Source organism: Pseudomonas sp. SBT1-2 (assembly GCF_028640875.1).
GTDB lineage: Bacteria > Pseudomonadota > Gammaproteobacteria > Pseudomonadales > Pseudomonadaceae > Aquipseudomonas > Aquipseudomonas chlororaphis_I.
In genome coordinates, this window is sequence record NZ_JAQZAA010000066.1 from 74,503 (window position 1) to 93,161 (window position 18,659).

The 18,659-nt window shown below is 63.0% G+C and carries 16 protein-coding genes; 5 read left to right on the top strand and 11 right to left on the bottom strand.

What is annotated here, in order from left to right; translation table 11 throughout:
• The first annotated feature begins 61 nt into the window (after positions 1-61).
• Positions 62-508, top strand: coding sequence for a winged helix-turn-helix transcriptional regulator (locus PVZ78_RS10500; protein ID WP_009049823.1), 447 nt, complete (start codon positions 62-64; stop codon positions 506-508).
• A gap of 39 nt (positions 509-547) precedes the next feature.
• Here PVZ78_RS10500 and PVZ78_RS10505 read toward each other — a convergent pair whose 3' ends face one another.
• Both PVZ78_RS10505 and PVZ78_RS10510 read right to left on the bottom strand, forming a co-directional pair.
• Positions 548-1,699: a M14 family metallopeptidase gene (locus PVZ78_RS10505; protein ID WP_273828655.1), complete on the bottom strand. Its 1,152-nt coding sequence runs from the start codon at positions 1,697-1,699 to the stop codon at positions 548-550.
• A 512-nt stretch (positions 1,700-2,211) separates the two neighbouring features.
• Positions 2,212-2,553 (bottom strand): DUF6124 family protein, encoded by a 342-nt coding sequence (locus tag PVZ78_RS10510; RefSeq protein ID WP_009049821.1) that lies wholly within the window; start codon positions 2,551-2,553, stop codon positions 2,212-2,214.
• Positions 2,554-2,684: 131 nt separating this feature from the next.
• On the opposite strand from PVZ78_RS10510, the gene PVZ78_RS10515 reads away from it, so the two are divergent.
• Entirely contained in the window at positions 2,685-3,350 is a 666-nt protein-coding gene (locus PVZ78_RS10515) for a LexA family protein (RefSeq protein ID WP_009049820.1), read from the top strand.
• Between the two features lie 56 nt (positions 3,351-3,406).
• Here PVZ78_RS10515 and PVZ78_RS10520 read toward each other — a convergent pair whose 3' ends face one another.
• The 4 genes from PVZ78_RS10520 to PVZ78_RS10535 all read right to left on the bottom strand — a co-directional run bounded on the left by PVZ78_RS10520 (position 3,407) and on the right by PVZ78_RS10535 (position 9,057).
• The gene (locus tag PVZ78_RS10520; RefSeq protein ID WP_273828656.1) at positions 3,407-5,350 is read right to left on the bottom strand and encodes an acetyl/propionyl/methylcrotonyl-CoA carboxylase subunit alpha; all 1,944 of its coding nucleotides are present in this window, start codon (positions 5,348-5,350) and stop codon (positions 3,407-3,409) included.
• Positions 5,350-6,165, bottom strand: a complete 816-nt coding sequence (locus tag PVZ78_RS10525) for a gamma-carboxygeranoyl-CoA hydratase (RefSeq protein ID WP_016701921.1) — start codon at positions 6,163-6,165, stop codon at positions 5,350-5,352. The genes PVZ78_RS10520 and PVZ78_RS10525 overlap by 1 nt, the downstream gene beginning before the upstream one ends.
• A 17-nt stretch (positions 6,166-6,182) precedes the next feature.
• Positions 6,183-7,787 carry a carboxyl transferase domain-containing protein gene (locus PVZ78_RS10530; protein WP_009049817.1) on the bottom strand — a complete coding sequence of 535 codons (1,605 nt, stop codon included), beginning with the start codon at positions 7,785-7,787 and terminating at the stop codon, positions 6,183-6,185.
• A 106-nt stretch (positions 7,788-7,893) separates the two neighbouring features.
• Positions 7,894-9,057 (bottom strand): isovaleryl-CoA dehydrogenase, encoded by a 1,164-nt coding sequence (locus PVZ78_RS10535; protein WP_016701919.1) that lies wholly within the window; start codon positions 9,055-9,057, stop codon positions 7,894-7,896.
• Between the two features lie 253 nt (positions 9,058-9,310).
• Here PVZ78_RS10535 and PVZ78_RS10540 point away from each other — a divergent pair, with 253 nt between their 5' ends.
• Entirely contained in the window at positions 9,311-11,005 is a 1,695-nt protein-coding gene (locus PVZ78_RS10540; protein ID WP_273828657.1) for an AMP-binding protein, read from the top strand.
• 656 nt (positions 11,006-11,661) lie between these two features.
• On the opposite strand, the gene PVZ78_RS10545 is transcribed toward PVZ78_RS10540, so the two are convergent.
• The 3 genes from PVZ78_RS10545 to PVZ78_RS10555 form a co-directional block, all read right to left on the bottom strand.
• Positions 11,662-12,561 (bottom strand): hydroxymethylglutaryl-CoA lyase, encoded by a 900-nt coding sequence (locus PVZ78_RS10545; RefSeq protein WP_273828658.1) that lies wholly within the window; start codon positions 12,559-12,561, stop codon positions 11,662-11,664.
• Positions 12,562-12,718: 157 nt separating this feature from the next.
• A complete protein-coding gene (locus tag PVZ78_RS10550; RefSeq protein ID WP_007929654.1) occupies positions 12,719-13,123 on the bottom strand; it encodes a MerR family transcriptional regulator in 405 nt (134 codons plus the stop codon).
• Between the two features lie 168 nt (positions 13,124-13,291).
• Entirely contained in the window at positions 13,292-14,218 is a 927-nt protein-coding gene (locus tag PVZ78_RS10555; protein WP_009044615.1) for a LysR family transcriptional regulator, read from the bottom strand.
• A gap of 177 nt (positions 14,219-14,395) precedes the next feature.
• On the opposite strand from PVZ78_RS10555, the gene PVZ78_RS10560 reads away from it, so the two are divergent.
• Positions 14,396-15,625, top strand: a complete 1,230-nt coding sequence (locus PVZ78_RS10560; protein ID WP_009049813.1) for an acyl-CoA dehydrogenase — start codon at positions 14,396-14,398, stop codon at positions 15,623-15,625.
• Positions 15,626-15,718: 93 nt separating this feature from the next.
• On the opposite strand, the gene PVZ78_RS10565 is transcribed toward PVZ78_RS10560, so the two are convergent.
• On the bottom strand, positions 15,719-17,101 hold the full coding sequence (locus PVZ78_RS10565; RefSeq protein WP_273828659.1) for a phosphate ABC transporter substrate-binding/OmpA family protein: 1,383 nt from the start codon (positions 17,099-17,101) through the stop codon (positions 15,719-15,721).
• A 250-nt stretch (positions 17,102-17,351) separates the two neighbouring features.
• On the opposite strand from PVZ78_RS10565, the gene PVZ78_RS10570 reads away from it, so the two are divergent.
• Complete coding sequence (locus PVZ78_RS10570) at positions 17,352-17,678, top strand: YegP family protein (RefSeq protein ID WP_009049811.1); 327 nt, start codon at positions 17,352-17,354, stop codon at positions 17,676-17,678.
• Between the two features lie 56 nt (positions 17,679-17,734).
• On the opposite strand, the gene xthA is transcribed toward PVZ78_RS10570, so the two are convergent.
• Entirely contained in the window at positions 17,735-18,547 is an 813-nt protein-coding gene (gene xthA / locus PVZ78_RS10575) for an exodeoxyribonuclease III (RefSeq protein WP_016701913.1), read from the bottom strand.
• Positions 18,548-18,659: the final 112 nt, after the last annotated feature.

Consider the following 18,659-nt stretch of genomic DNA (forward strand, 5'->3'; position numbering starts at 1 on the left):
AGTTGTACGGTAGAGAGGCTGGTTTTATATTGCAACCACTTTCCTGTCGCGAGTCTGCATCATGGTCAAACGCACAAGCCTGGAGGGCGCCGAGTGCCCGGTGGCCCGTTCGCTGGACGCTATCGGTGACTGGTGGTCGCTGCTGATCATTCGCGATGCCTTTGACGGCATCCGCCGCTTCAGCGAGTTCCAGCGCAATCTGGGGATGGCCAAGAACATCCTCGCCGCCCGCCTGCGGACCCTGGTGGCCCACGGCATCTTCGAGGTGCTGCCGGCGTCCGACGGCAGTGCCTATCAGGAGTACGTGCTGACGCAGAAGGGCAACGGCCTGTTCAACCTGATCATCGGTCTGCGGCAGTGGGGCGAGGCGTATTTCTACGAGGAGGGGGAAGCGCATTCGCTGATGGTCGACCGCGAGCAGGGACTGCCGCTGCGACCGCTGGAGCTGCGCTCGGCGGATGGGCGCTTGCTCGGGCCCGAGGATTGCCGGCGGGTGCCGGTGCAATAGGCGCCGGCCGCGGTTCGCGCCGCGGCCAGCGCAGCAGGATCAGCGCAGGATGCCGACCATGTCGGCCACGGTGCTGAGGACGTCCTTGCCCAGTTGCATCGAGCGTTTGCCCGACCAGCCGGTGAGCGGGTTGGGGTTATCGTCGTGGTCCTTGAACGGCATTTCCAGGGTCAGCGACAGGCAGTCGAACTTCTCGCCGACGCTGTTGCAGGCCAGGGTCATATTGGCTTCGCCGGGCTTGTCCCTGGTGTAGCCGTGGGTGGTCTGGAAGTCCCGGGTCTTGTGTTTCAGGTGGCTGCGGAAGTGCTCCTCGAGCTTGGCCAGGCGCGGCGTGTAGCCCGGGTTGCCTTCGCAGCCGGCGGTGAACACATGGGGGATTTCTTCGTCGCCGTGCACGTCGAGGAACAGGTCGACGCCGTACTGCTCCATCTGCTGCTGGACGAACAGCACTTCCGGGCTGAGCTCCTGGCTGGCGCTCTGCCAGGCGCGGTTCAGGTCCTGGCCCATGGCGTTGGTGCGCAAGTGACCGTGGAAGGCGCCGTCGGGGTTCATGTTCGGCACCAGGTACAGATCGGCGCTGGCCAGCAGCCTGTTCAGCTCGGCATCGTCACGGTGCTGCAGGCGTTCGATCACGCCCTCCATGAACCATTCGGCCATGTGCTCGCCAGGGTGCTGCTGGGCGATGATCCAGACCTTGCGTCGGCCTTCGCCGCCGCTGCCTTTGCGCAGCAGCTGGATATCGCGACCCTCGACGCTTTTGCCGGTGGCCAGCAGTTCGGTGCCGGCCTTGGTCAGCGCCTGCTCGATCAGCCAGTCATGCCGGCCGCGGCTGTAGGGTTCGAAATAGGCGAACCAGGCGTGGGTCTGGGTGGCTTCAAGGCAGAAGCGCAGGGTGTCGCCTTCAAAAATCGTCGGCACGCGGAACCAGTTGACGTGGTCGTAGGACGCCACCGCCTGATAACCGCTCCAGGCCTTGTTGTACGAGGACTTGCTGGCATTACTCAGGCGGAACCAGTGTTCCTGGCCGACACGCAGGCCGCTGGCCTTGAAGTGGAACCACTGGAAATGCGCGCTGCGAGTATCGGGCTTGATGGCCAGCAGGACTTGCGAGGGGTTGCTGGCATCCAGTACTTCGATATTGCCGCTGTCGAAATTGGCAGAGATTTGAAACGAGCTTTGAGCCACGGTCATGGTCGATTCCTGAACAGGATTTTTTATGGCCGTTACTTTAGCAAGGCAGGGAAAATACCGGGGTAATTTCCGCGGGAGAGGGGGGGCGTCGTCCTTGACGCGAAAGCAGCTTAGAAGCTATGCGATTGATTCTCAAGCGCTGTTTTTGCATTTGCGAGCCGTTGCGGCGGGCGTCGGCTTGCAATGAGGCATTCTTTTGCTATCATCGCCGCCAATTTAGCGGGACCCAGTCTTCATTAGCCTGAAGCCAAGCCAGAAAAACTGGCAGAAAAAAAAGACCCGGCAAAAAGCCGGGTCAAAAACCGTGATTAGCCTGATGAGGAGATAATCCAGGAGTCCGACCTAAGGTCTCTTGGGTTATCGACTGATCTCGCGACCAGTTGCTTGCAATAATAATCATTATCATTTGCAAGTCAAATGTTTTCCCCCCCCGTTTAGAAAATAATTTCCTGTCCCTGTTGTCAGCCTTGTTCATCGGCCGGATCGGCCGTGGGCGAATTCTGCCGCGCATCTCATTCCTGGCGCTGGCTGTCCAGCGAGCGATCCACCAGCGCCTTGGCCATGTCGATCATGTGCACCACGGAAAACGCCAGGTCCCGCCGGGTTCCCCGCAGGTGGTCGGCGGCCTCGTAGGCGCTGGCCGCGGCACAACGCAGCAGGTCGGAAGCGTGGATCATCGCTTCCTCGCTGCTGATGCTGTCTTTGACTTCGAAGAACTTCTCGTCGATCGACGCTTCTGCAATAGCCGGCTTCAAGTAGTAGTCCATGGCCCGGCGGGCGGCCTCGCTGTCCTTGAGGGCGTTGAAGCCGACATCGGTTTCCAGTTCCGGTGCATCTTTGCTGGTTGTGCTCATGAGCGGTTCCATCCTTTGACGTGGAATAAGAGGGTCTGAGGAATGGTAATACTTAATGTATTTGTGACTAGGTTTCAAATACTACAACTTGTGTGTTGAGGGCGGAAATACACAACGTATTGTTCCGGTCCATGGACAAATGGATCGAGTTGGTTAAATCCAACATGAAGGACCGCAAGGTCACACAAGAAAAGCTCGCGGAGCGCCTGGGCATGTCCCAGGGCGGCATCGGCCATTGGCTGAGCAAACGGCGCCAGCCGAAGATCGAAGACATGAACCGGGTGCTGGAAGAAATCGGCCTGGGTTTTCTCGAAGTCGCGCTGGTGATCCGCGAAAAACCACAGGTGGATGACGAGGGCCAGTTGCTGCTGGAAGGGCCGTCACTGGTGCAGAAGTACAACCCGTACTTTCGCTACCCGGTCAGCGACTGGCGGGGCGTTGGCGAGGTGCGCGAGGCCGGTGGTGCGGGCTACGCCGCCGAGCGTTACGAGCTCTCCGACTACCAGGCCGAAGGCTCGGCGTTCTGGCTGGTCGTGGTGGGCGACGCGATGATTGCCCCGAGTGGCCTGAGCATCGCCCAGGACATGTTGATCCTGGTGGATCCGGCGGTGGAAGCGGTTCCCGGCAAGCTGGTGATCGTGCAATGCCCGGGCAGTACCGAAGCGATTTTCCGCAAGCTGGTGGAAGAGGGTGGGCAACGTTATCTGGTGCCGTTGAATCCGACTTATCCGAAGACGCTTTACAGCGATGAGTGTCGGATTATTGGTGTGGTAGTGCAGGCTACCGCTAAATTCTGACGTAAAAATACGATCGTTCCCGCAAAGCTGCGGGAACGATCTTCTGCCTCAGGAGCTTATTCCAGCTCCACCAGGGCACTTCCCTCACTGACCATCTCGCCTTCCTGGCAATACAGCGCCTTGACCACCCCGGCTTGCGGTGCGCGGATGCTGTGTTCCATCTTCATCGCCTCCAGAACCACCAGTTGCGCGCCGGCGTCGACACTCTGCCCGGCCTGCACCAGGACCCGCACGATGCTGCCGTTCATGGGCGCGGTCAGGCCGCCATGATGACTGTGGCTGGCCTCCACCGCGGCAATCGGGTCATAGGCCGTGACCCGGTGCATCTCGCCCTGCCACTGCAGGTACAGGCTGTCGCCCTGGCGAATCGCCCGGTGCTGCTGGCGCAGTCCCTTGTGTTCGATCGACAGCTGTTCGCCGTGCAAGGCAATGGCCGCGTTGGTGTCCAGCTTGATCGCCCGGTCCTGGCCCTCGCAGTCGAGGTGCAGCACGGTTTCCCGCGGCAGGCCGATGCGCAGGCCATTGGCCTTGGCCCAGGGGGAATGACGGTCGTCGGCGCGCAGCTGGTCCGGCTGACTCTGGGCGAACGCCTGGGCGGCGGCTTGCCAGAACTCGTCGCTCAAGGCGGTGGCCGGTGGCAGCAACTGATCCTGATAGCGCGGGATAAAGCCGGTATCCAGCTCGGCGGCGGCGAAGGCCGGGTGGGCGATGATGCGCCGCAGGAACGCCAGGTTGGTCTTCAGCCCGCCGATGGCGAACTCGTCGAGCATCCCCAGCAGGCGCAAACGCGCCTGCTCGCGGTTCTCGCCCCAGGCGATCAGCTTGCCGAGCATCGGGTCGTAGAACGGCGACACGCTGTCGCCTTCCTCGACGCCGCTGTCCACCCGCCGTCCAGGGCCCGCCGCCGATTCGCGGTACAACGCCAGGCGCCCGGTGGCCGGGAGGAAGTCGTTGCCCGGGTCCTCGGCGTACAGCCGCACTTCGATCGCATGCCCGATCAGCGGCACCTGATCCTGGGTGATCGGCAGCACTTCGCCCTGGGCCACGCGGATTTGCCAGGCCACCAGGTCCAGCCCGGTGATGGCTTCGGTGACCGGGTGCTCCACTTGCAGGCGGGTGTTCATTTCCATGAAGAAGAATTCGCCGCGGGCATCCAGCAGGAACTCCACGGTGCCGGCGCCGACGTAACCGATGGCCTGCGCCGCGCGTACCGCGGCTTCGCCCATGGCCTTGCGCTGTTCGGCGCTCAGGCCGGGGGCCGGGGCTTCTTCGACGACTTTCTGGTGGCGCCGCTGGATCGAGCAATCGCGCTCGTTGAGGTACAGGCAGTTGCCGTGCTGGTCGGCGAACACCTGGATCTCCACGTGGCGCGGCTTGAGCACGTACTTTTCCACCAGCATCCGCGAGTCGCCGAAGGACGACTGCGCCTCCCGCTGGGCCGAGGCCAGGGCTTCGGCCAGCTGGCTGACGTCCTCCACCACTTTCATGCCCTTGCCGCCACCGCCGGCGGTGGCCTTGAGCAGCACCGGGTAGCCGATGCGTTCGGCGGCGACGCGGAAGGTTTCCAGGTCCTGGGCTTCGCCGTGGTAACCGGGGACCAGGGGCACGCCGGCGGTTTCCATCAGCGCCTTGGCCGCCGACTTGCTGCCCATGGCGTCGATGGCCGACGCCGGCGGGCCGAGGAAGATCAGGCCGGCGGCTTCGATGGCGCGGGCGAAGCCGGCGTTTTCCGAGAGAAAGCCGTAGCCGGGGTGAATCGCCTGGGCGCCGCTGGCGTTGGCGGCGGCGATCAGTTTGTCGATCTGCAGGTAGCTGTCGGCGGCCTTGCTGCCGCCCAGGTCGACGCGCAGGTCGGCTTCGCGGCTGTGGCGGGCGTCACGGTCGGTGGCGCTGTGCACGGCCACGGTGGTCAGGCCCAGGGCCTTGGCGGTGCGCATCACGCGGCAGGCGATCTCGCCGCGGTTGGCCACCAGCAGGGTGGTCAGGACAGGGGCGCTCATCAACGCGGCTCCTTGGTGGTCGGGGCGGGCTGCCAGCTGGGCGGGCGTTTTTGCAGGAAGGCGCGCAGGCCTTCCTGGCCTTCGGGGCTGACGCGGATGCGGGCAATGGCGTTTTCGCAGTAGCGACGCAGGGCCGGGGTCAGGGCGCCGTTGCCGACTTCGCGCAGCAGGTCTTTGCTGGCGCGCATGGCGCACGGGCTGTTGAGCAACAGGTTGTCGATCCACGACGCCACTTGTTGCTCCAGCTCGGTTGCCGGGTAGCTTTCCGACAGTAGGCCGATTTCCCGGGCCCGCTGGCCGCTGAAGCGCTCGGCGGTCAGGGCATAGCGGCGTGCCGCGCGTTCGCCGATGGCCTGCACCACGAACGGGCTGATCACCGCCGGGGCCAGGCCGATGCGGACTTCCGACAGACAGAACTGCGCATCGTCGGCGCCGATCGCCATGTCGCAGCAACTGATCAGGCCCAGGGCGCCACCAAAGGCCGCGCCTTGCACCACGGCCAGGGTCGGGATCTTCAGCTTGGCCAGGTTGTACATCAGCTCGGCCAGCTCGCGGGCGTCGTCGAGGTTGGTGTGGTAGTCGAGTTCGGCCGACTGCTGCATCCAGGCCAGGTCGGCGCCGGCGCTGAAGTGCTTGCCGCGGCCGCGCACCAGCAAGAAACGCAGGGCCGGATCGCTTTGCACCTGATCCAGGGCGAGGATCAGCTCGCGAATCATTTCGGCGTTGAAGGCGTTGTTCTTTTCTTCACGGCTGAGCCACAGGGTGGCGAAACCACGCGGGTCTTTCAGCAGTTCCAGGGTGTTGAAGTCGTTCATGTCGATTGCGCTCCGGGTCACATGCGGAACACGCCGAAGCGGCTCTGTTCGATAGGGGCGTTGAGGGACGCGGACAAGGCCAGCGCCAGCACGTCGCGGGTCTGCGCCGGGTCGATGACGCCGTCGTCCCACAGCCGGGCGCTGGAGTAATACGGATGGCCCTGGTGCTCGTACTGATCGAGGATCGGCTGCTTGATCTCGGCTTCCTGGGCGGCGCTGAAAGTCTGTCCGCCACGTTCGGCCTGCTCGCGCTTGACTTGCACCAGCACCCCGGCGGCCTGCTCGGCGCCCATCACGCCGATCCGCGCGTTGGGCCACATCCACAAGAAGCGTGGGTCGTAGGCACGGCCGCACATGCCGTAGTTACCGGCGCCGAAGCTGCCGCCGATGATCACCGTGAACTTCGGCACCTTGGCGCAGGCCACCGCGGTCACCAGCTTGGCACCGTGCTTGGCGATGCCGCCGGCTTCGTATTTCTGCCCGACCATGAAGCCGGTGATGTTCTGCAGGAACAGCAGCGGGATGCCGCGCTGGCAGGCCAGTTCAATGAAGTGCGCACCTTTCTGCGCGGCCTCGGCGAAGAGGATGCCGTTGTTGGCGAGGATGGCGATCGGATAGCCGTGCAAGTGAGCGAAGCCGCACACCAGGGTGGTGCCGAACAGTGCCTTGAACTCATCGAAGACCGAACCGTCCACCAGCCGCGCGATGACTTCGCGCACATCGAAGGGCTGCTTGGCGTCCGCCGGAATCACCCCGTACAGCTCGTCGCTGGCATACAGCGGGGCGATCGGCGCGCGTTGCTGCAACTCGCCCTGCTTGCGCCAGTTGAGGTTGGCGATGCTGCGCCGGGCCAGGGCCAGGGCGTGTTCGTCGCTGTCGGCGTAGTGGTCGGCGACACCGGAGATCTTGCAGTGCACATCGGCGCCGCCGAGGTCTTCGGCGCTGACCACTTCACCGGTGGCGGCCTTCACCAGCGGCGGGCCGGCGAGGAAGATGGTGGCCTGTTCGCGGACCATGATCGCTTCGTCGGCCATGGCCGGCACGTAGGCCCCGCCGGCGGTGCAGGAACCCATGACCACGGCGATCTGCGGGATGCCCTGGGCGCTCATGTTGGCCTGGTTGAAGAAGATCCGCCCGAAGTGCTCGCGGTCGGGGAACACCTCGTCCTGGCGCGGCAGGTTGGCGCCGCCGGAGTCCACCAGGTAGATGCAGGGCAGGCGGTTCTGCTGGGCGATGGCCTGGGCGCGCAGGTGTTTTTTCACGGTCAACGGGTAGTAGGAGCCGCCTTTCACCGTGGCGTCGTTGGCCACGATCATGCATTCGACACCTTCCACCCGGCCGATGCCGGCAATCACCCCGGCGGCCGGCACGTCTTCGCCATACACCTCATACGCCGCCAACTGGCTGACTTCGAGGAAGGGCGAGCCGGGGTCGAGCAGGCGGTTGATACGCTCGCGCGGCAGCAGCTTGCCGCGCGAGGTGTGCCGTTCCTGGGCCTTGGCGCCGCCACCTTGCTGGACCTGGGCGAGCAGGGTGTGCAGGGCATCGACCTGGGCCAGCATGCTGGCAGCGTTCTGCGCGAACTCTGGTGATTTCGGGTTGAGCTGAGACTTCAGAATCATTGGGGCTCCCAGCGCAGCTCGAAGCGACAAGCTTCAAGCTGCAAGAGTAAATCGGCGTTACGGCAGCTATGGCTTGCCGCTTGTAGCTCGCAACTTGCAGCTGCTCTTACTTCGTCTCGTTAAAGAGTTCGCGACCGATCAGCATGCGGCGGATCTCGCTGGTGCCGGCGCCGATTTCATACAGCTTGGCGTCGCGCAGCAGGCGGCCGGCGGGGAATTCGTTGATGTAGCCGTTACCGCCGAGGATCTGGATCGCGTCCAGGGCCATCTGGGTGGCGCGTTCGGCGCTGTAGAGGATCACCCCGGCGGCGTCCTTGCGCGTGGTCTCGCCGCGTTCGCAGGCCTGGGCCACGGCATACAGGTAGGCGCGGCTGGCGTTGAGCTGGGTGTACATGTCGGCGACCTTGCCCTGGATCAGCTGGAACTCGCCGATGCTCTGGCCGAACTGCTTGCGGTCGTGGATGTAGGGCACCACCAGGTCCATGCAGGCCTGCATGATCCCGGTCGGGCCGCCGGAGAGCACCACGCGCTCGTAGTCCAGGCCGCTCATCAGTACCTTCACGCCGCCATTGAGCACGCCGAGGATGTTTTCTTCCGGCACTTGCACGTCATCGAAAAACAGCTCGCAGGTGTTGGAGCCGCGCATGCCCAGCTTGTCGAACTTGTTGCTGCGGCTGAAGCCTTTCCAGTCGCGCTCGACGATGAACGCGGTGATGCCGTGCGGGCCCTTTTCCAGGTCGGTCTTGGCGTAGATCACGTAGGTGTTGGCGTCGGGGCCGTTGGTGATCCAGGTCTTGCTGCCGTTGAGCACGTAGTGGTCGCCGCGCTTGTCGGCGCGCAGCTTCATCGAGACCACGTCGGAGCCGGCGTTGGGTTCGCTCATGGCCAGGGCGCCGATGTGTTCGCCGCTGATCAGCTTGGGCAGGTATTGGCTTTTCTGCTCGTGGTTGCCGTTGCGGTTGATCTGGTTGACGCAGAGGTTGGAGTGGGCGCCGTAGGAAAGGGCGACCGAGGCCGAGCCACGGCTGATTTCTTCCATGGCCACCACGTGGGCCAGGTAACCCAGGCCGGCACCGCCGTATTCTTCCGGCACGGTGATACCCAAGAGGCCCATGTCGCCGAACTTGCGCCACATGTCGGCGGGGAACAGGTTGTCGATGTCGATCTGTGCCGCCCGTGGCGCCAGCTCGGCCTTGACGAAGGCCTGCACCTGGTCGCGGAGCATGTCGATGGTTTCGCCGAGGGCAAAGTTCAGGGTCGGATAGCTCATGGGGGCACCTTCAAACTTGTTTTTATGTAAGGGAGTCGGGCTGTGGAGAGCGGCTGATCCGGCTCTCACCTTTACGTTAACGTAAGCCTGCGACGGGTGGCTGTCAATCACCCTTTACGTAAACGTCAACTTGCGCGAATCTGTAGGAGCCGAGCTTGCCGGCGATGAAGGATCACGCGGTCGTATAGCGACATCGCGGCGCTCCAATCGCGGGCAAGCCTCGCTCCTACAATAAAGACAATAGGGGGTCATCATGGATCAACCCGCACCCGCGCCGGGGCGCAGCTACACTCGCGGCACCCAGGACAAAGCCTTGCTGGCGCTGACCATCGGTCAGGCGTTCGATCGCACGGTGGCGTCATACCCTCGGGGCGAAGCCCTGGTGGTGCGTCATCAGCAGCTGCGCTACAGCTGGCAGCAACTGGCCGAAACCGTCGATCTGCATGCCCGGGCGCTGCTGGCCCTGGGGCTCAGGACCGGCGACCGGCTGGGCATCTGGGCCCCCAATTGTGCCCAGTGGTGCATCAGCCAGTTCGCCAGCGCCAAGATCGGCGCGATCCTGGTGAACATCAACCCGGCCTACCGCAGTTCCGAGCTGGAATACGTGCTCAAGCAGTCCGGTTGCCAGTGGCTGGTGTGCGCCGGTGCGTTCAAGACCTCCGACTACCACGCCATGTTGCAGGGCCTGGCACCCGAGCTGGCGCAGCAGTCCATCGGCCAGCTACAGAGCGAGCGGCTGCCGGATTTGCGCGGCGTGATCAGCCTCGACGCGCAGCCGCCGTCGGGTTTTCTGCCCTGGTCGCAGCTGGCCGACCTGGGGGCCGGCGTCAGTGTCGAAGCGCTGCGCGAACGCCAGGACAGCCTGGACCCCGACCAGGCGGTGAATATCCAGTACACCTCCGGCACCACCGGTTTCCCCAAGGGCGCGACCCTCAGCCACTACAACATCCTCAACAACGGCTATATGGTCGGCGAGAGCCTGGGCCTGGGCCACGAGGACCGCCTGGTGATTCCGGTGCCGCTGTACCACTGCTTCGGCATGGTCATGGGCAATCTGGGCTGCGTGACCCACGGCACCACCATGATCTACCCCAACGATGCCTTCGATCCGCTGCTGACCCTGAGCGCCGTGGCCGAGGAAAAGGCCACCGGGCTGTATGGCGTGCCGACCATGTTCATCGCCATGCTCGACCAGCCACAACGGGCCGAGTTCGACCTGTCGAGCCTGCGCACCGGGATCATGGCCGGGGCCACCTGTCCGATCGAGGTGATGCGTCGGGTGATCAGCGAGATGCACATGAGCGAAGTGCAGATCGCCTACGGCATGACCGAAACCAGCCCGGTGTCATTGCAGACCGGCCCGGCGGACGACCTCGAGCTGCGCGTGACCACGGTCGGCCGCACCCAGCCGCAACTGGAAAGCAAGATCATCGACGAGGCGGGCAATATCGTGCCGCGCGGCACCATCGGCGAGCTGTGCACCCGCGGCTACAGCGTGATGCTGGGCTACTGGAACAACCCCCAGGGCACGGCTGAAGCCATCGACCAGGCCGGCTGGATGCATACCGGCGACCTGGCGACCATGAACGAGCAGGGTTACGTGTGCATTGCCGGGCGCAACAAGGACATGATCATCCGCGGCGGCGAAAACATTTATCCGCGCGAGCTGGAGGAGTTTTTCTTCACCCATCCGGCGGTGGCCGACGTGCAGGTGATCGGCATTCCATGCTCGAAGTACGGTGAAGAGATTGTCGCCTGGATCAAGTTCCACCCCGGCCACAGCGCCAGCGAGGAGGAGCTGCAGGCCTGGTGCAAGGAGCGTATCGCTCACTTCAAGACGCCGCGTTACTTCAAGTTCGTCGAGGAATTCCCGATGACCGTGACCGGCAAGATCCAGAAGTTCAGGATGCGCGAGATCAGCATCGAGGAGTTGCGCGGGCATTCCTGATGTCATCGCGAGCAAGCTCGCTCTTTGTAGNGGAGCGAGCTTGCTCGCGATAGCGACCCCAAGGTCGCCGCCGAATCAGGGAAGAAAACAGGAATGGCAGAAAGCACAAAGGGGAGCCGAAGCTCCCCTTTAATTTTGTCGTTGCGTGCTCTTTTTTTATTATTGAGGGGCGGTCTGTTGTTGTTTTTGGCAACCGTTACCCTTTACCGCTGTTTTTGGCGATCCCCATCCGGGATCAAGAGCAAACGTATTTTTTTGAGCGCTGATCTATTTTCTCGCTTGAGCGACCAACCAGTTCGGGAGCTACCTTGGGGTAGTTTTATTGTTCTCTGCCCGGTTGCGGGTGGCTCTTGTTGTTGAAGACACCCTGGAAAACACATCCTCTCCAAAAAAATCTGTTAGCTGCGTCTCTGCCGTGTTGTTTTTGTTATGTCAGAGTCGTTTCGTCTTATTTTTATTAGCTTTGCTGCTTTTTATTCTTGTTATGCCAGAGATATAGCAGAAGCCATGCCAACTTTTTAAAATCCTTTAAAATCAATGGTTTGATAAAAACGGCATTTCATCTGTACCGCTAGAAAATCGACAAACTGTTTCCGTGTTACCCGTTTCGAGCGTGCGCCAGAGCAGTCGGTAACACCCTGAAACAGGCAACCCCCTCAACCTGGGTAACGGGCCTTGGCGACGCGCGAGCCGGTGGGCCGCCCCAGCACGGAGCAGATCTGCTGGCCGGCGAGGATCAGGCGCTCCATGTCGATACCGGTTTTGATGCCCAGCCCATTGAGCAGGTACAGCACGTCCTCGCTGGCGACGTTACCGCTGGCGCCCTTGGCGTAGGGGCAGCCGCCGAGCCCGGCGATGGAGCTGTCGAACACCGCGATGCCTTCCAGCAGGCTGGCGTAGATATTGGCCAGGGCCTGGCCGTAGGTGTCGTGGAAGTGCCCGGCGAGCTTGTCCCGCGGGACATGGGCGGCCACCACCTCGAACATCCGCCGGGTAGCGCCGGCGGTGCCGGTGCCGATGGTGTCGCCCAGGGACACTTCGTAGCAGCCCATGCTGTACAGCTCGCGGGCGACCACGGCGACCTGTTCCGGCGCCACCTCGCCTTCGTAAGGGCAGCCCAGCACGCAGGACACGTAACCGCGCACGGTAACGCCATGCTGTTTCGCCGCGTCCATGATCGGCACGAAGCGCTCCAGGCTCTCGCTGATGGAGCAATTGATGTTGCGCTGGGAGAAGGACTCGGAGGCGGCGGCGAACACCGCGACCTCCTTGACCCCGGCGGCCACGGCATCTTCGAAGCCGCGCAGGTTCGGGGCGAGGGCGCCGTAGGTCACTCCCGGCTTGCGCTGGATTTGCGCGAACACCTCGGCGGACCCGGCCATCTGCGGCACCCATTTGGGCGAGACGAAACTGCCGACTTCTATATAGCCGAGCCCGGCCGCGCTCAGGGCATCCACCAGTTGCACCTTGTCGGCGACGCTGATGGGCTGGGCTTCGTTCTGCAAACCGTCGCGAGGACCGACTTCGACCAGGCGCACATGGGTGGGGAGGGACATGGGGCTTTACCTTTTATATGTAGGGCCGCTGATGTAGCCGCTGCCGCAGGCTGCGCTCGGCGACGAAGTCGACGCAAAACCAGGCGCTACGGTCTGTCTGGCAGATTGTCTGTGTTACTGGTGCGGCCGCTTTGCGGGCGACCGCAGCCTGGGGCGGTTACTGCACGGCGCTTTTCTGATTCTGGATGGTCTGCTCCAGCGCCTGGGTGCAGCGCTCTTCCGCGGTGTCCAGCTCCAGCTTCATCTGTTCGATGTCCAGCAGCTGTTGTTCCAGCTGTTCACGGCGCTCGGCGATTTTCGCCAGCATGCTGTGCAATTGCTTCAGATTGCCGCTGCTGGGGTCGTAGAGTTCGATCAGCTCGCGGCACTCGGCCAGGGAGAAGCCGATGCGCTTGCCGCGCAGGATCAGCTTCAGGCTGACCTTGTCCCGTGGCGAGTAGATGCGTTCCTGGCCACGGCGTTCGGGGGCGAGCAGGCCTTGTTCTTCATAAAAGCGGATGGCCCGGGTGGTGATGTCGAGCTCGCGGGCGAGGTCGGAAATGCTGTAGGTCTGGCTGCTCATGGGGGCACTCGAAAAAGGTCTTGGCGTTAAGCTAATTCGAGGTTGACGTATACGTCAAGCAAGATGAAACCCTATCCGTAGGAGCGAGGCTTGCCCACGATGGGGACGCTGAGGTTTCCCTGAACCACCACGTTCTTCCTTATCGCGGGCAAGCCTCGCTCCTACAGATTACTTTTCGAGTTTTTTCTCGTGGGCCGTCACCTGCTGGCACAACTCGATCATCTGCTCGCGCATCCAGCGGTTGGCCGGGTCCTGGTCGGTGCTTTCGTGCCAGTAGAGGTGGGTTTCCAGCGGCGGCACGTCGTTGACCGGCAGGTTGAACGCCTGCAGGTCATGGCGCCGGGCGAAGCGCTCGGGCACGGTCATGACCATGTCGGTCTGTTGCAACACTTGCGAGGCCATCAGGTAATGCTGGGAGCGCAGGGCGATCTTGCGCTGGATGCCCATCTTGCCCAACGCCAGGTCGACATAACCCAGGCCGCTGCGGCGACTGGAAATGTGGATATGGGTCAGCGACAGGTAGTCGTCGAGGCTGAGTTTTTCCTTGTTCGCCAGCGGGTGGCTCTTGCGCATGGCGCAGACGTAGCGGTCTTCCATCAGCTTGACGTGGCGGACCTGCGGGTCGGTGTTGAGCGGGGCATCGACGGCGAAATCCAGGCGGCCGGCGGCCAGTTCCTTGGTGGTTTCCCGGCGCTTGGACAGGAAGCTCTCGATGATCACCGTGGGGGCCAGGCGCCGCAGGCGCTGGAACAGCGGCGGCAGGATCACCGCCTCGGTCAGGTCGGTCATGCTGATGCGGTAGGTCTTGACCGCCTGCAAGGGATTGAAGATGCGGCTTTCCTGCACCGACACCCGCAGCAGCGACAGGGCGTTGCGCACCGGGCCGATGATGTTCTGCGCCATGGGCGTGGGCACCATGCCCTGGGCGGTCCGCACGAACAGCGGGTCGTTGAAGGTCTCGCGCAGGCGGGCCAGGGCGTTGGAGACAGCAGGCTGAGTGATGCCGACGATCTGCCCGGCGCGGGTCAGGTTGGCTTCGGTGTAGATCGCGTCGAAGACGATGAAAAGGTTGAGGTCGACCTTGCTCAGATTCATTGCGCTGCACTCTTATTGTTAGGGTCGGGAGGGATGGGTTGATGGCCTGCCTGATCAGTCAATCATATATCGGTGATGAATGTTAATACACGCCGAGAATAGGCTAGGTAAATTTTCGTAAGCTGTTCTAGCATCGGTTCCATGCCCTCAACCACCTTGCCAAGAAGGTAGCTGCCCATGGATTTCGCCTATTCACCCAAGGTTCAGGAACTGCGTGAGCGCGTGACCGCGTTCATGGACACTTATGTCTATCCGGCTGAAGCCGTGTTCGAGCGCCAGGTCGCCGAAGGCGATCGCTGGCAGCCGACGGCGATCATGGAAGAGCTCAAACTCAAGGCCAAGGCCGAGGGCCTGTGGAACCTGTTCTTGCCCGAGTCGGAGCTCGGCGCCGGCCTGACCAACCTCGAATACGCGCCGCTGGCGGAAATCATGGGCCGTTCCCTGCTGGGGCCGGAACCCTTCAACTGCTCGGCACCGGACACCGGCAACATGGAAGTGCTGGTGCGTTACGCCAATGAAGAGCAGAAGCAACGCTGGCTGGAGCCGCTGCTGCGCGGCGAGATCCGCTCCGCCTTCGCCATGACCGAGCCGGACGTGGCATCGTCCGACGCCACCAACATGGCCGCCCGCGCCGTGCGTGATGGCGACGAATGGGTGATCAACGGCAAGAAGTGGTGGACCTCGGGGGCCTGCGACCCGCGCTGCAAGATCCTGATCTTCATGGGCCTGAGCAACCCGGACGCACCGCGCCACCAGCAGCACTCGATGATCCTGGTGCCGGTCGACACCCCCGGGGTGAAGATTGTCCGGCCGCTGCCGGTGTTCGGTTACGACGACGCCCCCCACGGCCATGCCGAAGTGCTGTTCGACAACGTGCGGGTGCCGTACGAGAACGTGCTGCTGGGCGAGGGTCGTGGCTTCGAGATCGCCCAGGGTCGCCTTGGCCCGGGCCGGATTCACCACTGCATGCGCTCGATCGGCATGGCCGAGCGCGCACTGGAGTTGATGTGCAAGCGTGCGGTGAGCCGCACCGCGTTCGGCAAGCCGCTGGCGCGCCTGGGCGGTAACGTCGACAAGATCGCCGATTCGCGGATGGAGATCGACATGGCGCGCCTGCTGACCCTGAAGGCGGCGTACATGATGGACACCGTCGGTAACAAAGTGGCGAAAAGCGAAATCGCCCAGATCAAGGTGGTGGCGCCGAACGTGGCCTTGAAGGTGATCGACCGGGCCATCCAGATTCATGGCGGGGCCGGGGTCTCCAACGATTTCCCGCTGGCCTACATGTACGCCATGCAACGCACCCTGCGCCTGGCCGACGGCCCGGACGAAGTGCACCGCGCGGCTATCGGCAAGTTCGAAATCGGCAAGTACGTGCCCAAGGAAATGCTGCGCAGCGGGCATTAAAAACGATCGTGGGCTCCGCTCCTACAGAATCTTCCGTAGGAGCGAGGCTTGCCCGCGATAACGTCCTCGATTACGCCGCCGATTTTCCCTCCCTCAATACACCCAGACCTCCACCCGCCGATTCTTGATCCGTCCCTCGTCCGCGGTATTGGCCGCGACCGGCATCTGCGCGCCAAAACCGCGGATCTCGCGCAGCACCACACCGTTTCTCACCAGTTCCCGGCGCACGGTCATCGCCCTCAGCTTGGACAGCAGCGCCGCGCGTGCCGGATCGTTCTTGGCGTCGCCGAAGCCGACCAGGGTCACGCGCTTGGCTAGTTTGTCGTGGCGCTTGAGAAAATCCAGGACCCGCGCCAGATCCTGGTGCGCCTTGTTGTCGAGGGTGGCGCTGCCTTCCTCGAAGCGAAAGTTCACGGTCAGGCGCTGCGCCTGCCGGGCGATGGCCTGGTACCCCTCGGGCATCTGCGGGGCGGGGGTGACGCTCATGGCCAGCACCGTCTGCGCAATAAAACCGTTGGCCGCGACTATCGCCTGGCCCCTGGGGCTCTGGGCGAAACGTACCAGGGCGCGGGCCCAGGGGTTTTGCTCGTCGGGTGGCAGGTAGAAGTACAGGCGCCGTGACAGCGGGTAGTCCTCGGTGGCGATCAGGCTGTCGAGGGGCAACATCGGTTGCGAGCCGCCGTCGACGATCGCCACGGCCTTGGCCTGGCGCACATAAGGCAGGCCGATAAAACCGATGCCCTGGGGATCGTGGCTGACCGCGTCGGAGAGCTGCTCGCTGGACTCGAAGCGTTGCGCCGTGGCGCTGAGGTTCTTGCCGCGTTGGGCCAGCACCAACTCCTTGAAGGTGTCGTAGGTGCCGGACCGGTCATCGCGGGCGTACAGGTGAATGGCACCGCCGATGCCGCCCAGTTCTTCCCAGGTTTTCACCTCACCGCTGAAGACCCGCGCCAGTTGTTCGGTGTCCAGCCGCGTCAGCGGGTTTTGCGGGTGGAGGATGATCGCCAGGCCGTCGATGGCGATCACCTGTTCGGCCTCGGGATCTTTCAGGTCGCCGAGGGCTTCCAGTTCCACCAGTTCGCTGTCCTTGATCGGCCGTGACGCGGCGGCGAGGTCGGCGCTGGCGTTCTTCAACGCGGCAAAGCCGGTACTGGAGCCATGGGCGGCGATCTCGACGAAAACGCGCCGGCCCTGGGCATCCTGGCCGGTCACCCGACGCTCGTTGTCTTTGCCTGAGGCCTCGATCCGTATGTCGAGCAAACCTTGTTCTTGCATCAGGCCCTTGACCAGGGCCGGGCCCAACGCGGCGCCGATGGTGTTGGAACCCTGGATGCGCAGCACCGGCTGGTCGCCGCCGGCCAGGGGCAGGGCGGCGAACACCGACCAGGGCAGGGCGTAGCAAACGAAGCCGACCAGCAGCAGGCAGAGGGTTCGGCACCAGAGGTCCCGTTCACTGACGGTACAAACGCGTGACATGCGGCAATGGCCTTCTATGGCGGGAGCGAGTGCGGCGAGATTAAGTCAGGGAGGTGACGGAGATATGACGGTTGATGCGGGTAATCAGAGTCTTCTCGTGGTTTTTCGGAATGCTCTTAAAGACCCGGCACGGCTGGCTCAGTACAGTTGAAAACTTTGTCTGGAGGGGAATTGGCGCAAGCCGATTCTCGTCTTCACCAGGCGTCGATGCAGCCCTGGCTGCAATTTGCTTGTGTCAAAGGAGTATGAAATGAGTGGCTGGTTCGAGCTGAAGCAATATGGCAGCGGAGGTTTCAGGTTCTTGCTGAAGTCCAAGGACGCGCAGACCATGCTTCAAAGCGACCGTTACCCTTGTCGTGAGAGTGTCGAGGCAGCCATCGCGCTGTTGCGCAAGCACTGCACGTCCCCGGGTAGTTACGAAAAGAAGATCGCCCCTGGTGGCAAATCCTACTTCAATCTCAAGGCCGGCAAGGAGGTGATCCTGGTCAGCCACCTGTATGACTCGGAGCCGACCCGTGAGTCCGCCATCGAGGCCATCATGCAGGCCGGCACCAGCACCCGGGTCGAGTTGTGTTGAGACGCTGAAGCCATAAAAAAAGCCCATCGCAGGATGGGCTTTTTTGTGCCTGGCGATCAGCTCAGTTCGAGCCAGATCGGTGCGTGGTCGGAAGGCTTTTCCATGCCGCGCAGGTCGTAGTCGACCCCGGCATCCTTGATCCGTGGCAGCAGGCCGCGGGAGGCCATGATCAGGTCGATGCGCAGGCCGCGCTTGGGCTCGTCCTCGAAACCGCGGCTGCGGTAGTCGAACCAGCTGAAGCGATCGACCACCTCGGGATTGAGGTGACGGAAACTGTCGACCAGGCCCCAGTTCTTCAGGCGGTCCATCCACTCGCGCTCTTCCGGCAGGAAGCTGCACTTGCCGGTTTTCAGCCAGCGTTTCATGTTGTCCGGGCCGATGCCGATGTCGCAGTCTTCCGGGGAAATGTTCACATCACCCATGACCACCAGCGGCTGCTCGTTGCTGAAACGGGTTTCCAGCAGGTGCTGCAGGTCGCTGTAGAAACGCTGCTTGGCCGGGAACTTGGTGGGGTGGTCGCGGCTTTCGCCCTGGGGGAAGTAGCCGTTCATGATGGTTACCTGGGTGCCGTTGGCGTCGACGAAGGTGCCCCAGATAAAACGCCGCTGGGCGTCTTCATCGTCACCGTCGAAGCCTTTGTACAGGTCCAGTGGCGCCTGGCGCGAAAGCAGGGCGACGCCGTAGTGGCCTTTCTGCCCGTGGAAATTCACGTGATAGCCCAGCGCCTGGACTTCGGCCAGGGGGAACTGGTCGTCTGATACCTTGGTTTCCTGCAGGCCGATGATGTCCGGTTGATGCTTTTCGATCAGCGCCGCCAGCTGATGGGGGCGGGCGCGCAGCCCGTTGATGTTGAACGAGACGATCTTCATGGTCGGCAGTCCTGGCAAAACTGCGATGCTAGCCGACAAGTCGCGCGGCGGCCAGCGTGGCGGCGTGGCGGCTGCGCTGCTAAGGTCCATGAGCAGCGCAGCGTAGTGGAAC

Excerpts from the sequence above, each read along its gene's own strand:
- PVZ78_RS10540 (WP_273828657.1), top strand. The coding sequence starts at position 9,311 with ATGGATCAACCCGCACCCGCGCCGGGGCGCAGCTACACTCGCGGCACC.
- xthA (WP_016701913.1), bottom strand. The coding sequence starts at position 18,547 with ATGAAGATCGTCTCGTTCAACATCAACGGGCTGCGCGCCCGCCCCCAT.
- PVZ78_RS10570 (WP_009049811.1), top strand. The coding sequence starts at position 17,352 with ATGAGTGGCTGGTTCGAGCTGAAGCAATATGGCAGCGGAGGTTTCAGG.
- PVZ78_RS10530 (WP_009049817.1), bottom strand. The coding sequence starts at position 7,787 with ATGATTCTGAAGTCTCAGCTCAACCCGAAATCACCAGAGTTCGCGCAG.
- PVZ78_RS10545 (WP_273828658.1), bottom strand. The coding sequence starts at position 12,561 with ATGTCCCTCCCCACCCATGTGCGCCTGGTCGAAGTCGGTCCTCGCGAC.
- PVZ78_RS10560 (WP_009049813.1), top strand. The coding sequence starts at position 14,396 with ATGGATTTCGCCTATTCACCCAAGGTTCAGGAACTGCGTGAGCGCGTG.
- PVZ78_RS10515 (WP_009049820.1), top strand. The coding sequence starts at position 2,685 with ATGGACAAATGGATCGAGTTGGTTAAATCCAACATGAAGGACCGCAAG.
- PVZ78_RS10555 (WP_009044615.1), bottom strand. The coding sequence starts at position 14,218 with ATGAATCTGAGCAAGGTCGACCTCAACCTTTTCATCGTCTTCGACGCG.
- PVZ78_RS10510 (WP_009049821.1), bottom strand. The coding sequence starts at position 2,553 with ATGAGCACAACCAGCAAAGATGCACCGGAACTGGAAACCGATGTCGGC.
- PVZ78_RS10520 (WP_273828656.1), bottom strand. The coding sequence starts at position 5,350 with ATGAGCGCCCCTGTCCTGACCACCCTGCTGGTGGCCAACCGCGGCGAG.
- PVZ78_RS10525 (WP_016701921.1), bottom strand. The coding sequence starts at position 6,165 with ATGAACGACTTCAACACCCTGGAACTGCTGAAAGACCCGCGTGGTTTC.
- PVZ78_RS10550 (WP_007929654.1), bottom strand. The coding sequence starts at position 13,123 with ATGAGCAGCCAGACCTACAGCATTTCCGACCTCGCCCGCGAGCTCGAC.
- PVZ78_RS10535 (WP_016701919.1), bottom strand. The coding sequence starts at position 9,057 with ATGAGCTATCCGACCCTGAACTTTGCCCTCGGCGAAACCATCGACATG.
- PVZ78_RS10505 (WP_273828655.1), bottom strand. The coding sequence starts at position 1,699 with ATGACCGTGGCTCAAAGCTCGTTTCAAATCTCTGCCAATTTCGACAGC.
- PVZ78_RS10565 (WP_273828659.1), bottom strand. The coding sequence starts at position 17,101 with ATGTCACGCGTTTGTACCGTCAGTGAACGGGACCTCTGGTGCCGAACC.
- PVZ78_RS10500 (WP_009049823.1), top strand. The coding sequence starts at position 62 with ATGGTCAAACGCACAAGCCTGGAGGGCGCCGAGTGCCCGGTGGCCCGT.